The following is a 13,776-nucleotide window of genomic DNA, read 5'->3' as shown; positions in this document are numbered from 1 at the left end:
TGACTCAGGTCACGATCGCAAAGATAGAAAAGATTCAGGACCTGTACGTAGCCGCCGGACGGAACAGCCTCCCCCGCTTTAGCATAGGATTGCCGAAGCACAGAAAGCACTGTGGGGAGGAACTTGTCCCCAGAGAGCGCCATAGGCATGAGCTCGACACTTCTTTTGCTCGGGATAGCCGAGCCGGGGTTCTTGCCAATGATGCAGCCTAATGCGTTATCACCAGGGTCAGGGCTGGGGTTGGCTTCCAGATAAATGCGAGTATCAAAGCGGAAACGATTTCCGCCGATGGTTCTAAAACGTGCCCAGTAGTGACTCAATTGTCTTCGGGTATCTCATTGGCTGCGGTGTCGCTGTATTTCTCTCGACATTCGAGATGCACTTCCTCAATACACGCGGACTTGTTGGCTCGGCGATTACAGCGCTGCTCTTCAACAAGCACTTGATATTCGCAAGCTTCTATAGCTTCGTTTTTTTCTTCTGTACTTATCTCGCCACCGTAGTAGCTATACGGCTCTGTCTGGGCCAAAAGCGAACCCGAAAACATACTGCCCATCACGGATATGAGCAGCATGGACTGAAGGGGCAGGGGATGACGCCCCGGGAGGGCGTCATCCTTCAACGGCTTGTTCAATCCGAAGCCACCGCGATCATGTCCATACCTTGCGCTTTTATTTGCTCGTTAAGGGCGGGGACGCCTTCTTCCCAGACAGCCTCAAGGATTGTGAGCTGCGCTTCGATGGTTTCGGTAATCTCTTCCTTAAATGCCACTGCTTGGCTCGTGGGCGCGGCATCGCCTGTCGCGACCATACGCATCAGACTGACTAGCTTGTTGTTCAGGCGGATTGGGAAGTTAAGAGGATCTTGTCGGCTTTGATTTTTGGTTTGGTACAAAGCCTCTTCCACGCCAGTGATGGACTCACCCATAGCGAGGATTTCGCTGAGCAGTGCCGACGGCTCGTCTGCACTGTCGCCCTCGCTGACCAGACGTGCTTCAAGAGCATCTAGCTGAGAGCGGAAGCTGCGAATTTCACCGATTTCCCTGTGCATGCGTGATAGCAGGTCGCGGGTCTCCAGCACAAAGTCGAACTGCGCCGCCAAGTCTTCGGGGGTGGCGCTTGAGCGTGGGTCAGGAATCACCTCAAAGGCAACACTCTGGCTCTCACCATCAACCATAAGTTCGGCGCGGTATTCTCCGGGGACAGCGCGAGGACCGGTTTTCATGTCGGACCACAGGATGAGACCGTCAAAACGCTCCATGCCCGGATAATCAAGATTCCAGACATGGCGGTTGAGGCCCGCATCCGCGCTCAGTACTCGCGTATCAGGCTCGTCGCCAGCGCCCGCTTCATCATCGGCGCCGGGCTCTCTTGACCAAGTCCAGATGGCGCTATCGTCACCTTCCTTGTAAACAGACATCTCGACAGATGCATCGGACGCAAGATTTTCCGGAAGGCTGTAATAAATCGCTACACCTTCTTCGGGGTTTGTGCCGGCGGGCCCTTTCGATCGATCCCAGCCCTTGGAAAGTATGCGATAGGACGGTCGTGGGGTGTAAAGATGCACGGATCCAGCATGGTCTTTATCCAGCTGCCGCAGCGTGCTCAGGTCGTCCATGATCCAGAAGCCACGGCCCTGTGTTGCCGCGATCAAGTCACCATCTTTAACCTGCATGTCCGTCACGGGAACAATAGGAAGATTCAGTTGTATCGGTTGCCAGCTGCCGCCGTTGTTTAAAGAGTAGTAAGCACCGCGCTCTGTACCCGCAAACAGCAGTCCTTCTCTTTCGGTATCTGCGCGCACAACACGGGTGAAGTGGTCGTCGGGGATATTGCTGCTGATGCGCTTCCAGCTTTTGCCCCAGTTATCGGTATAAAACAGATAGGGCTTGAAGTCGTCCATCTTGTAGCGGGTGGCTGCCAGATAGGCACCGCCTTCATTGAACGGATCGATATCTATACTGTTCACCATGGCCCAATCAGGAAGAGCAGAAGGGGTAACGTCTTTCCAGTTTTCGCCACCATCTCGGGTTACGTGAACTTTTCCATCGTCACTGCCCGCCCAGAGTACGCCGGCTTCGTGATGAGATTCTGTAAGTACAAAGACCGTGCCGTAGTACTCAACACCGGTATCGTCCTTGGTGATCGGGCCACCTGATTTACCCATGCGGCTTTTGTCATTAACAGTGAGGTCTGGACTAATCTGGGTCCAGTTGTAGCCAAGGTCATCACTTCTGAAAACGGCGTTTGCCGAAACAAACAACACATCAGGGTCGTGTTTGGAGAAGGCAATGGGGTAGTTCCATTGGAAGCGGTACTTCACCTCGGCGGCCCCCCAACCCATGGGGTTGTCTGGCCAGACATCCAGCGCCCGTCGTTCACCGGTGCGGTGATTCACCAGACGCATCAAACCGCCGTAGGAGCCACCGACAACCACATCCGGATCGTCGGGCTTGGCTGCGATGTGGCCGCTTTCGCCACCTGCTGTAGGTTCCCAATCACGGATCCCGATAGACGAGCCCATGGCTGATCGTGAACGGATGCGTACTGCGGAGTTATCTTGCTGCCCACCGAGTAGTCGGTAGGGAAAATCATTGTCGGTAGCGACACGGTAAAACTGTACCGTGGGTTGATTCGCTTGAGTGGACCAGGTCTCGCCGCGATCGTAGGAGACGTTCGCACCGCCATCATTGGACTGAATCATGCGCATGGGGTCTGCGGGGTCGATCCACAGATCGTGGTTGTCGCCGTGGGGAGTGTCGATTTCGCTGAAGGTTTTACCGCCGTCCTTGGAGAAGTGGAAACGCACGTTGGCTACGTAAACGGCCTCTTCATCCATGGGGTCCGCAAAGATGCGCGTGTAGTACCAGGCCCTTTGGCGAAGATTGCGATTCTCGCTGGTCTTGGCCCAGGTTTTACCGCCGTCGCGCGAACGGAACACGCCACCATCTTCCGCTTCGATGATGGCATAGACGTTTTTATTGTTGCTAGGAGACACGGTGATGCCGCTGATTCCGATCGTGCCTCGAGGCAGTCCTTCATTGCGAGTTAGCTCCGTCCAGCTGTCACCGCCGTCGACGCTCTTGTAAAGGCCTGAGCCTTCGCCGCCACTCTCCAGTGAGTAAGGCGTGCGCTTTACGCGCCAGAAGCTGGCATACAGAATCCGTGGGTTACTGGGATCCATAGCCAGATCTACCGCACCTACTTCATCGTTAACAAACAGTACCTTTTCCCAGTTCGCTCCGCCGTCTGTGGTACGGAACACCCCACGCTGCTCATTGGGACCGAAAAGGTGACCCATCACTGCGGCGTAGGCGGTGTCAGGGTCCGTGGGATGGATACGGATTCGCGAAATGTGTTGGGAGTCTTCCAGACCTATCCGCGACCAGGTATCACCCGCATCCATGGACTTCCACATACCGTCGCCAGGAGAAACATTGCCGCGCACGGTTTTTTCACCCGTGCCCACGTAAATCACATTGGAATCCCACTCGGATACGGCGACCGCACCAATGGATCCACCGAAGTAGCCGTCGGATATGTTGTCCCAGGACGTGCCGCCATTCTCGGTCATCCAGACGCCGCCACCGGTAGAGCCAAAGTAGTACTTGTCTCTGTCTCCGGGAAGGCCGGCTACCGCAGCGGAGCGTCCGCCGCGAAAGGGCCCTACTTCGCGCCATTCCATAGCGCGGATCTCTGGCGCAAAGCTGTCCGGATCAATGTCGGCATTGGCCGGCGAAGTGCTGAGCGATGTGGCAAGAGCCAGGCTGGCAACGGCTAAAAAGGGGCTGCGTAGCCTTGCGCGTAGCCATGGAAGATGAAGTGACGGCATAAAATCTCCTGTCTGCTTGTCGGGGGACGATTATATTGTCGGGCGGAGACCCTACCACAGCTGCACTGGGAACTTTACTATGCGCATAGAGCAAAAGGGGCACGAACAGCCCGTACGATAAGTATGTGCCGCCCACACTATAAAAAGGAGTGCTTTTGAATGTCCGAAACAGTTGTAAATGTGGAAGCGCCGCTAACTGAGACAAGCGGCAATAACGTGCGTTGGATTACTCTGGATCGCGAAAAGCAGCGTAACCCTCTCTCTTTGCACATGTTGAATTCACTTATCGATGCGCTGGAGCGCGCGAATGATGACCCCGCTGTGCGTGCGGTTGTTATCGCTGCAAACGGCCCAGTGTTTTCTGCGGGGCATGATCTGCGGGAGATGAGCCAGCAAGACGGCGAGGGCCGTGACTCTCAGTTTCAGCGCATGCGATTGATACTCGATACCTGTTCTCGAATGATGCTGGCGATTGTGAACTCGCCTAAGGCCATCATTGCCTGTGTTCAGGGAACAGCCACCGCGGCGGGTTGCCAGTTGGTATCTGCCTGTGATTTGGCGATTGCTGCGGATAGCGCCTCTTTTTGCACGCCCGGCGTGAACATGGGTGGGTTCTGCACAACTCCCCTGGTAGGTATCGGCCGAAACGTCCACCGCAAGCATGCCATGGCGATGGCGCTTACCGGGGATAGCTTTAGCGCCGAGGACGCCGTTCGATTCGGTTTAATCAACGAATGCGTGCCCGCCGAGCAACTATTGGAGCGAACAATCGAGCTTGCGGAGCGTATTGCCGCCAAATCCGCTCAGGGTATTCGCCATGGCAAAGCCGATTTTTACCGGCAGGTGGATATGCCCATCGAAGACGCCTTCGCCTACGCCAATGACGCTATGGTCCGCGCGATGACATCCGAAGATGCAGAAGAGGGTAAAGCTGCTTTCTTTGAAAAGCGCCCACCCGTTTGGGGTGATGCGTAAGCGCATGCCTTTGAACACAGATGCAGAGATTGCGGACGTTCTGCGCTCCGTCAATAGAATCGCGCTCCTTGGTGCGAGCCCAAAGCCTGAGCGTCCTAGCAACGAAGTGATGAGGTTTTTGTTAGACAAAGGCTATTCGGTATATCCCGTGAATCCAGGTTTGGCAGGTTCGGAACTACTGGGGCAGCGGGTTTACGGGTCTCTTGGCGATATCCCTGTAGCGGTCGATATGGTGGACGTGTTTCGCAACGCGAGTTTTCTTCCACAGATTGTTGAAGATGTTATTGCCTGTCCAGCCAGTGTCTTATGGACGCAGCTCGATGTAGTCGATCACGAGGCTGCGTCGCGGGCAGAAACGCAGGGTGTTCGCGTTGTGATGGATCGCTGCCCAGCTATTGAATGGCCTCGCCTGAAGTCGTTAGGGCTTCTGTAGTACTGCAATGAGAGCTCCGAAACCAGAGCTCCGAAACCAGAGCTCCGAAACTCCCCTGAATGCGACTAACTGATCCTTATATCGGATAGGTTCAGTAGCGGAGGTTCCTGCCTCGCCTTACGATGTGCGGATGTTTTTAAGCTCACATTACCGTCGATCTGGCTTCAGTATTGCCAGCAGGTTGCTCGTCGGGATCCTGCTGCTGTCAGTAGCCTCGTTGTCCTTTCCAAGTACCACGAAGCAGCTCGACCTCATGCTGGAAGAGGAGTCGTTCCCCGGGATTGCTTGGGCAGTGATTGGCGAAGGCGGGCCGCTATCCGGTGGAAATGGCTACGCCGATCTGACCACTGCGCGGACCATGAACGCCGATACGCGGGTGCAAGTTGGATCGGTAACGAAAGTGCTAGTGGCGATGGGGGTACTGCATCTTGTATCCGAAGGGCAGCTAAGTCTGGACAGCACCGTCGAAGACATGCTCCCGACGCTTAACTGGGACAATCCCTGGCGTAATGAGTCACCTGTAACCGTAAGACACTTACTGGAGCATACGGCGGGGCTCGACAACCTGCGCATCTGGCAGTTTCTGAACTCAGGAGTTACTGGCAATACGCCGCTTAGGGATGCTTTTCCGCGGTCTCACGAACAGCTCCTGCAGCTGCGTACGCGTCCCGGTAGTCAGTATTCCTACTCGAATATGGGCTACGCGCTATTGGGTCTTGTGATCGAAGAAGTTACGTCGATGCGCTACGAGGACTATTTGGGGCGGGAACTGCTGATGCCCTTGGGCATGCACGACAGCAGCTTTTTCTTTGTTACTCAAGCGCAGGATTCGAAACTCGCCATGGGGTACATAGATGGTGGCGTCCCACAAAGGTCTGTCGCAATGTTCTTGCGCCCAGCGGGGCAGTTCACGACCACGGCGGCTGACATGCAGGTTCTCCTTGAGTTTCTACTGGGTAACGGAAGCCTGAATGGCGAGGTGTTTATAGCAACAGAACACATGGACGCTCTCGGCACACCGTCTACCACAGACGCTTATCGAGCTGGCTTGTCACTGGGACATGGTTTGGCCCTGGCATCTCGAGACAGACACGGTGTTTTGGGAGATTGCCACCCTGGTGAAACCTTTGGTTTTCGCGCGCGGATCTGCTTGTTTCGAAAAGAAGGGAAGGCGTTCTTCTATGCAATAAATGCGGACTTTGAAGGCGCCGACTATGAGCGTTTCACCAAATACTTCATTGAACGAATTGATATCGAACCTTTAGTCGAGGCTCAGACGGCCGCCAATGTAGATCTCGAGAAATACACAGGTTTGTATCGGCTGGCGCCAGCCATCATGGCGGAATTTGCCTGGCTTGATTGGATGTTTAACTCTATTTGGCTAAGCGTAGATTCAGAGCGCAATGGGCTGGTGGTGCACTCATTGCAGGGGCAGCAGCGGCTTCTGTTGCCCTTGGGAGAGGGCTTGTTTCGGGATGCCGAAAGAAGCATGGCGTCGTTTGTTTTTGTTGGCGATCAAAGCGACCGGTTGAGCAACGGGCTTATAAGCTGGGAGCGAGCATCTCTTATCATGCTGTGTCTCGGCTGGTTTAGTCTACTTGCCGGTGTGTTCGGATTGCTTTACGTATTGGTGCGCGGATTCTGGTTGTTACTCCGCGGTCCGTCTGCTGTAGGTCGCCCGCTACTATTGCCTTGGCTGTGCCTCCTGGCATTCGCACTACCTGTCTATTTGTTTACGAAGCAGTCCTATCTTCAATTCGGCGAATTCACTTTGGCTAGTGCAACACTCGCTACGCTGAGCTGTTTACTGCCTGTTTTTTTGGTGTTTGCGGCTTATCGGATGTGGTCGCATCAAGGGCGAAGTAACTTTGATCAGGTCGCAGTGCTTTTTAGCCTGCAACTATGTCTGGTGATGTTTCAGCAGGGCGCACTGCCACTTGTATTCTGGCAATAAACAACCAGGTGGATTGGGAGACACGGTGTGCCTTCAACTACATCTACTAACGATGGTGTGCGTAGTTTTTAACGATCTCCGACAAAAGACATCGGGTAGCACGTCTACTTTTTAATCTTTGAAATAAGGTCCACTAGCTCATTGAATTTCACCCGCTGGTCTTTGGGGTCGCCTGACGCGATCGCGCGCTCAACGCAACTGGCAGCATGGTCTTTGAGCACAGCATCCTCAACCTTGGCCAGCGCCGATTGTATTGCACTGAGTTGATTTAGCACGTCAATGCAATATCGATCAGATTCAATCATCGCTACTACGCCTCTGACCTGGCCCTCGATTCGAGCTAAGCGTTTAAGTGTTTTGTCTCGTTCTTGATCCATATCCAAACCTTGACGTATACCCCCTAGGGGTATGTAGTATATGGCTATGACTGGGAATAGTGTTAATCGACGGGGCTTTCTCCGCAAGGGTGCGTTTGTCGCAGCGGCTGCTGGTCTGAACCTGGCATTGCCCCCTTGGGCTCGAGGGGGATTAGCGTCAAGCCTCGAGGGTATGCGGCCCCAGTTGGGTAACATCTTTGATCTTAACGTCGATCAGGCCTTGTGCACCATTGATGGTCGTGAAGGCGCGGGCGTTCTCGTTAATGGTCAGTTACCTGCCCCGCTGCTGCGGTGGAGAGAAGGCGACACCGTGACTATGCGAGTTACTAACAATCTGGCCTCAGACACTTCCATTCATTGGCATGGAATTCTTCTGCCTTTTCAGATGGATGGCGTTCCAGGGGTCACTTTTCCCGGCATAAAGCCCGGAGAAACTTTCGTTTACGAATTCCCCCTACAGCAGGCGGGCACCTATTGGTATCACAGTCATTCGGGTCTGCAAGAGCAGAGTGGTCACTACGGGCCGTTGATTATCGACCCTAAGGGAAGCGACCCGGATTCAGTAGAACGAGAGTATGTCGTCCTGCTTTCAGATTGGACCTTTGAAGATCCCCATCGCGTTTTTGCAAAGCTCAAGAAAATGTCGGACAACTATAACTTTCAACAACGCACCGTCGGTGAGTTCTATCGTGACAGTCGTACGCGGGGACTCAAAAACGCGCTAGATGAACGTTTGATGTGGGGCGAAATGCGTATGAACGCAGCTGACATCGCTGACGTTACTGGTTCGACTTATACATATCTGATTAATGGACATGGCCCCCAAGACAATTGGACTGGTCTTTTTAGTCCTGGAGAGCGCGTACGCTTACGTTTCATCAATGCCTCAGCAATGAGTATCTTCAACGTTAGAATCCCCGGGCTCCCGTTGAACGTTGTTCAGGCTGATGGACTTCCGGTCAACCCGGTAGAAGTCGATGAATTTCAGATAGGGATCGCCGAGACATTTGATGTGGTTGTCGAGCCCAAAAATCAGGCCTACACACTGATGGCAGAGAGCAACGACCGATACGGTTATGCTCGAGGCACACTCTCGCCGCAAGAAGGACTCAGCGCAGATATCCCGCAGCTAAGACCTCGCCCCACGCTGACCATGAAAGACATGGCGATGGATCACGGCGAGATGAATCACGGCGCCATGAACCACAAGCCAATGGACCACGGCGAAATGAACCACGCACCAATGGATCATGAGCAAATGAACCATGGTAAGACTGACGCGGTGGCGATGGACCATAGCGCTATGAATCATGGGGGAATGGATCATGCGGCGATGGGTCACGAGCCCAATAATGCTGGGTCAACGCAAGAGCATAAGCACGCAAAAGGTCCGGGAGTAGTTGGGCTTGCAATGAATCCGGTCAATCGGCTTGGCGAGCGGCCCTTGGGTCTCGAGGACGTGGCTCACCGCGTTTTGGTTTACACAGACCTGCAATCCAGAGAGAAAAACCCTGATTCACGCTCCCCACAGCGAGAACTTGAGCTTCATCTCACGAGCAATATGGAGCGCTATATGTGGTCTTTCGATGGGCTGAAGTTCTCTGAGGTCGATGAACCTATCACCCTCTACAAGGACGAACGCGTGCGTCTCACCCTGGTGAACGACACGATGATGCCTCATCCAATACATTTGCATGGAATGTTCTTCGAAGTGGTGACTAACGATAGCGACTTCAAACCCCGTAAGCACACAATTGTCGTAAAGCCCGGCGAGAAAATGTCGGTGGATATTACGGCGGATGCTGTTGGAGACTGGGCTTTTCATTGTCATCTGCTCTACCACATGCATGCTGGGATGATGCGTGTGGTGTCGGTAGTTGATAGACCGAAACTCGCATGATTTATCGGACAGTGTTCGTCGCTCTGGGAGGCATCTTCCTCTCCCAGATCGCTCATGGACAAACCGCTGCCGACGCGTTCTATGATCCCACGGCAATGGCTGAGGCCCGCGCCGCATTGAAAGCAGGGCATGGTAACCAGTCGAACAGTCTACTTATTGCGGAGCGTCTGGAGTTCAGCTCGAGCGACAGTGAGGACGCGTTAGTGTGGGAAGCACAAGGCTGGCTTGGCACCGACACGGATAAGCTATGGATCAAAACAGAGGGAGAGAGTGTCAGTGGCGCGGGACTGGAGGAGGCTGAGTTACAGCTTCTTTACAGCAAAGCGGTGAGCCCTTTTTGGGACATCCAAGCGGGCGTTCGGCATGATATCGAGCCTTCGCCCAATCGGAGCTATCTTGTAATTGGCGCTCAAGGGCTCGCTCCCTATTGGTTTGAGTTGGATACAGCAATCTTCTTGAGCGACGAGGGAGATTTTTTCCTTCGCTTTGAAGCGGAGTACGAACTGTTTCTTACGCAGCGCTTGATTCTTCAACCCCGAGTTGAACTTAACATTGCGGCGTCCGCTGATGAGGCAATCGGGATCGGTAAGGGCTTTTACGACTCGGTCGCTGAGCTCAGGTTGCGTTACGAGGTCCGTCGTGAATTTGCGCCCTATGTGGGTGTCAGCTGGGGTGGCGACTTTAACGACACTGCCGAACTCATGACGGCCGAGGGTAACGACGCAAGAGAGTTTGCGGTGGTTGCCGGATTTCGGATTTGGTTTTGACGGCAATCATTAGCTCGCGGGATTTATCGCTGAGATAGAAAAAGCTCCTCCAACTTATTCACCAGGGAGCGTAGAAGAGGGGGAAGTTATTCGCGTTTTTTTGCCCGAAAACCCCTCAAAAACTTCTACATGCGCCTGCCTTGAACAGCTGTCATCTCTTTCGGGATAAGCCTTTATCCACTCTATTAGCATTTCCAGGTTGGCATCCTGCGCTTCTTTCGTTGGGTACTTGTGAGGTTCCCAGGGGCGGGCATGGGCGTGAGCAATACAGTCCTCTGTGGAGATGTCGAGAAATATCAGCTCTTCAGCAAGGGGGGAGGCCATGGCGATAAGATCGGCATAGCAGCCTTCAATTACCCAATGTGAGTGCTCACTCGTAAAGGCGTGGATGGCGGCTGCGGATAGTGCCAGAGGTTTACGCGCTGGTGGCGTGGTGGGCTCCCAGGCGAGGGTATCCAAATCCAGGTGGGCTAGATCAGCGTCTTTGCACAAGCGTTTTGCGAGGGTGGACTTCCCCGATCCTGAGTTGCCGAAGATAAGGGCTTTGGTCATTGGGGAATTCCCGGGGCGGTGTTATCGATAGCGTCCGCTTCAATTTCTACCAAGTATTCATTGCCGACGAGATCCGCTCTCACGAGAGTGTTTGCAGGTTGTATGTGCCCGAAGCGTTGCCCATGAACTTTAGAGATCGCTTCCCAGTCTTCCATATTGCGAATGAAAATACGGGTACGAACGACGCTTTCGAGCGTCACTCCCAGTGATTGAAGTGCCCCCTCCAGTTTGTCGATAACGAAGTGGGCTTGGGCCGTTGGGTCACCGGCACCAATGACACGGTCACCGTGGGTCGCCGTGGTACCCGATACGCAGATGGTGTTGCCTTTGCGCACCGCACGGGAAAATCCCGCGAGGTCTTCCCAGATGGTTCCGCTGAGAGCCAGCGTCTGTCCGTCGGAACCGGAAACCGTCGGGTAGGGCGGCGGTAACGTTTCGATATGGTGGCTAAGGTCACCGGACGCCGTTAAAAACGGCGGCTTGCGGTATTCGTCGCCGCAATCCCCATGAATCGCGTCTAGTCCGCCTAGCGCATCCTGAATAGCGCTTTGTGCCTTCGCGCTGAGCGAAAAGTTGAGAAGTTGCTTGTTGTTTTCTATGTGTTCGCTCTGTCCTAATCGAGCGCCAATAATCACTGCTCCCACGCCGTTCTTCTCAAGAATGAAACGACTGGCAACGTTGGCTAGCGACACCTCATGTTCTTTCGCTATCGTATCTAGCAGGCCCAGTAGATTTTGGAATCGCAGCCATCCACCGGCCTCATCGATGTACCGCTTGTATTTCATTTGTGACCAGGTGGTGAGCGCTGCCTGATCGGGCTCGGAAGTGTTGAGCCAGCGCTCTGAGAGAAAACCGCCGGCGAGGGTGCCAAAAGCCAATAGCTTCACATTCCTCTCTTCACACAGCTCGAGCATGGCACCCGCTGCGCGTTGATCAAGTAGGGAAAAGCACACTTGATTGGATACGACATCGATGCCCGACTCGAGTACCACTCTCAGGTGAGCTGTATCGAAGTTAGTTAACCCCAGGTGGCTAATAAGTCCCTCATCCTGAAGTTCTTTTAGATAACTGAGATCGTCGAGATAACTGGGATCAGCGTAATTCCAGGCGTGGTACTGCAGCAACTGAAGCTGATCGGCCTGCAGTCGCTGCAGAGCACGCTCTACTGCTTCGCGGACCGTGTCGCGACTGGAGCCGCCGGGCTTTGGGACCCATTTGGTGAGCAGCTGAACGTCCTGTCTATCGATGTGGTTCTGTGCGAAGTGACCGGCTATCTCCTCGGAAGACCCGTAATGATCCGCCATATCAAAGGTGGTGAGTCCGGCATCGGTATAGGCTTGCATGCTGCGTGCGGCAGCATCTATATCTACCGCGCCACCATCGCGCTCCATGTCGGCAATCTGCCATAGGCCGGTAACTACACGGGAGATTCGCAGATCGGCTGCCAGTTCTGTGTGGCGTTTCTGCATTCTTGTTCCTACTCCGGGGGTAATTGACTAAAAATTTTATGGAGATCCACGCCGCTTCTCTGCAGTTTGCGGCGCTCCAAAAAGTACACGGCACTGCCAATGGTCATAACGATGAGCCAGATAGGCGTTGAGTGGAAGTACCAGTTCGATAAATCAGCCCTGAGATCTTTGCTGACATGAATGACCAGAAAGCCTGCGAGTAGAAGCATACCAAGCCAAGCGAGTAGCAGTTGGCTTGGTCGATGGCTGAGTACGGTAACTTTGCTGGCTAGTGCCGGGTTACGCTTCGGAAGCGTGATCACAGTCAGACACATGAGCATGAAGTTAACCAACATGGAGGTCACCATGATGTCTATGCCGAGGAAAAAGTCGCTGGCGAAGTGGCTGCCTAATATACCCAGAGTTGCCATCAGGCCACTGACGATGATGGCTGTTTGAGGTGTATGACGTTTCGGGTGGACTCTGCCAAGAGTCCTGGGAAAAATCCCATCTTTCGCCCAGGCAAACATCAAACGCGATACGGCAAGGAGCATGGCGGGGAGGTCGTTGAGTAGCGCGATGGCAGCGCCCGCGATGATGGCGACCGCCCAGGCCCCGGGCAGGACATAACTGAGCAATCCAGGCGCGGTGACGTCACGCTGAAAAGACTCGCTTGCGACAAACTGCCAGGGCACGGTGTGATATACGGCAGCGGTAAAGAGAAAGTAGAAGGAACCGACGCTGAGCATGGCGATACCGATTGCCAGAGGTAGGTTGCGCCGCGGGTTGCGGGCCTCGCCACCTGCCTGGGCAATGGAGTCAAAGCCAATGAAGCTCGAAAACAAGATCGCTGCGGCTGCCAGAAAAGTGCCCAAGTCGAAATTTGAGTCTGTACTGGCACCCAGGATTCTTTGATCTCTGGTTGCCAAACCGGTGGCAAAATCCGCTGTGTCGTGGGAAAAGCCCGCTACTACAACAATGGCGCCCAGGGTGAACATGAGGAGCATTAACGGGATCAGTGTCCGGGTGTAAAAGCGTGAACCAAGGAGGTTCGTACCCACAAAGGTCCACAGCATGGCTAAGGCCAAACCTACACGGACGGTCCCGGTTTCTAAAACAGAGGCTAATTGGTTCCACTCCAGCGCCAAGGCAATATCGCGCAAAAACGGCACGATAATGTAGGCGATAACGCCTATAACAATAGACAGGCCAAACCACTGAGAAAAGCTGGCGACAAAGCCGAGATAGGGACTTAAACCCCGGCTAGCGTAAAGATAGCTGCCGCCGGCCCTGGGCATGGCCGATGCCAGAATGGCATAAGCCAGTGCCGCGAGTATCGCGGGCAGCGCAGCGAACAAAAATGCGGGCAACACCCAGGCGCCTATACCCGGTACATTGCGCTGGATCATAAAGGGCACGACATACACCGACGCGCCTAGCATGGAACAAATGCCGGTGGCAGCCAGTGCACCCAAGCCTAGCTCCCGACGGAGGCCGCCTTCACCGCTGGACCTGTTGATCTCTTTTATCGCAGTCATA

General features: G+C 54.2%; 11 protein-coding genes. 5 read left to right on the top strand and 6 right to left on the bottom strand.

The genetic code is table 11. From position 1 onward, the window contains the following. Nucleotides 1-316: 316 nt before the first annotated feature. Nucleotides 317-634, bottom strand: a complete 318-nt coding sequence (locus tag AB8B76_RS01925) for a hypothetical protein (protein WP_405269481.1) — start codon at nucleotides 632-634, stop codon at nucleotides 317-319. Further along, nucleotides 631-3,831: a WD40/YVTN/BNR-like repeat-containing protein gene (locus AB8B76_RS01920; RefSeq protein ID WP_405269479.1), complete on the bottom strand. Its 3,201-nt coding sequence runs from the start codon at nucleotides 3,829-3,831 to the stop codon at nucleotides 631-633. Before AB8B76_RS01920 ends, AB8B76_RS01925 begins: the two co-directional genes overlap by 4 nt. Before the next feature lie 159 nt (nucleotides 3,832-3,990). Here AB8B76_RS01920 and AB8B76_RS01915 point away from each other — a divergent pair, with 159 nt between their 5' ends. The 3 genes from AB8B76_RS01915 (at nucleotide 3,991) to AB8B76_RS01905 (ending at nucleotide 7,193) form a co-directional block, all read left to right on the top strand. Next, nucleotides 3,991-4,806, top strand: a complete 816-nt coding sequence (locus tag AB8B76_RS01915) for an enoyl-CoA hydratase (protein ID WP_405269477.1) — start codon at nucleotides 3,991-3,993, stop codon at nucleotides 4,804-4,806. A gap of 4 nt (nucleotides 4,807-4,810) precedes the next feature. Next, nucleotides 4,811-5,239: a CoA-binding protein gene (locus AB8B76_RS01910; protein WP_405269474.1), complete on the top strand. Its 429-nt coding sequence runs from the start codon at nucleotides 4,811-4,813 to the stop codon at nucleotides 5,237-5,239. A gap of 217 nt (nucleotides 5,240-5,456) precedes the next feature. Then, the gene (locus AB8B76_RS01905; RefSeq protein ID WP_405269471.1) at nucleotides 5,457-7,193 is read left to right on the top strand and encodes a serine hydrolase domain-containing protein; all 1,737 of its coding nucleotides are present in this window, start codon (nucleotides 5,457-5,459) and stop codon (nucleotides 7,191-7,193) included. A 104-nt stretch (nucleotides 7,194-7,297) separates the two neighbouring features. On the opposite strand, the gene AB8B76_RS01900 is transcribed toward AB8B76_RS01905, so the two are convergent. Then, nucleotides 7,298-7,570, bottom strand: coding sequence for a metal-sensitive transcriptional regulator (locus tag AB8B76_RS01900; protein WP_405269468.1), 273 nt, complete (start codon nucleotides 7,568-7,570; stop codon nucleotides 7,298-7,300). Between the two features lie 46 nt (nucleotides 7,571-7,616). Here AB8B76_RS01900 and AB8B76_RS01895 point away from each other — a divergent pair, with 46 nt between their 5' ends. Beyond that, on the top strand, nucleotides 7,617-9,470 hold the full coding sequence (locus AB8B76_RS01895; protein ID WP_405269465.1) for a copper resistance system multicopper oxidase: 1,854 nt from the start codon (nucleotides 7,617-7,619) through the stop codon (nucleotides 9,468-9,470). Further along, nucleotides 9,467-10,237, top strand: coding sequence for a copper resistance protein B (locus AB8B76_RS01890; protein ID WP_405269462.1), 771 nt, complete (start codon nucleotides 9,467-9,469; stop codon nucleotides 10,235-10,237). The genes AB8B76_RS01895 and AB8B76_RS01890 overlap by 4 nt, the downstream gene beginning before the upstream one ends. Before the next feature lie 54 nt (nucleotides 10,238-10,291). Here AB8B76_RS01890 and AB8B76_RS01885 read toward each other — a convergent pair whose 3' ends face one another. The 3 genes from AB8B76_RS01885 to AB8B76_RS01875 are packed head-to-tail and all read right to left on the bottom strand — an operon-like array spanning nucleotide 10,292 to nucleotide 13,775. Next, nucleotides 10,292-10,789, bottom strand: a complete 498-nt coding sequence (locus AB8B76_RS01885; protein WP_405269460.1) for a shikimate kinase — start codon at nucleotides 10,787-10,789, stop codon at nucleotides 10,292-10,294. After that, on the bottom strand, nucleotides 10,786-12,258 hold the full coding sequence (locus AB8B76_RS01880; protein ID WP_405269457.1) for an aldo/keto reductase: 1,473 nt from the start codon (nucleotides 12,256-12,258) through the stop codon (nucleotides 10,786-10,788). The genes AB8B76_RS01885 and AB8B76_RS01880 overlap by 4 nt, the downstream gene beginning before the upstream one ends. Before the next feature lie 8 nt (nucleotides 12,259-12,266). After that, complete coding sequence (locus tag AB8B76_RS01875) at nucleotides 12,267-13,775, bottom strand: APC family permease (protein WP_405269455.1); 1,509 nt, start codon at nucleotides 13,773-13,775, stop codon at nucleotides 12,267-12,269. Nucleotide 13,776: the final 1 nt, after the last annotated feature.

Origin of the sequence: Congregibacter sp. (assembly GCF_045107095.1) — a bacterium.
Taxonomy (GTDB): Bacteria; Pseudomonadota; Gammaproteobacteria; order Pseudomonadales; family Halieaceae; genus Congregibacter.
Note: the sequence above shows the minus strand (reverse complement) of the source record. Positions and strands in the feature narration are given on the sequence as shown.